The organism is Mesorhizobium sp. ArgA1, assembly GCF_053714375.1.
In genome coordinates this window covers 1-751 of sequence record NZ_JBSKBQ010000116.1, presented here as the reverse complement: position 1 = coordinate 751, position 751 = coordinate 1, and the positions used below count along the sequence as shown (strand labels likewise).

The following is a 751-nucleotide window of genomic DNA, read 5'->3' as shown; positions in this document are numbered from 1 at the left end:
ACTCAGCGCACGAAGACGTGAAGCCCGCACTTGCGCAGATTTCCTCTGCTCCGCAGTCGGGGCTCCAAGATCTTTCAACGTTTGGCCGAGCGCGCCCTCGATCAAGAGGGCGTCTTCGGGATGAGGAGCCGCCTGACGGGGGCGCCCAATGCCACGGGGTTGAAGCCCTTCGACTTCTTCAGGCCCAGGCAAGAACCGCTGGAGATCAGCCAGAGTCGTTTTAAGGCGGTTCTGGGAGTCCCTCCCCAGCGCCCGATACTCCGAAATTTCCTTGTCCAGTGAACCGCCTTGCAACTGAGAAGCCAAAGACCCCTTGTTGTTGTCCTGGAGCCACAGCGCAAACTGCCTAAATCCGGAAAGGGTAGTGCGGACGGTCCCTTTGGTGGCGATGTTGCGCTGCTCGGCGTCGAGCCGGAACCTTGCCAAAAGATCCACGTCTTCGGCAGGGAGCTTCCCAGGTAGGCTCCCTGGCGCAACGTTGTTAAGGTGCGCAACAACAGCAGAGCGGCCACCAGCCTTCAGATAGTCCTGCACATCAGCTACAAAAGAAGCATGCCTAGGTGAATCGGGGTTAAACCGGTCGAAAATGGGCTGCCGATTTTCCTGGCGCAGCCAGTGGCTAAGATGGTGCAGATCAGCTCCCAATTTCTTGACTGTCCACTCGTTCGTCTTCGCTTCGCGGGCCACTTTCTTGAAGGTGGAAACAAGTTCCTTGTCCTCGGGAAAGGGCTCGGAACGGTCACGTTTTGCG

The 751-nt window shown here is 58.1% G+C and carries 1 pseudogene; it reads right to left on the bottom strand.

What is annotated here, in order from left to right:
- Positions 1-751: pseudogene (locus ACWGTI_RS32595) on the bottom strand (hypothetical protein); the annotation flags it as partial.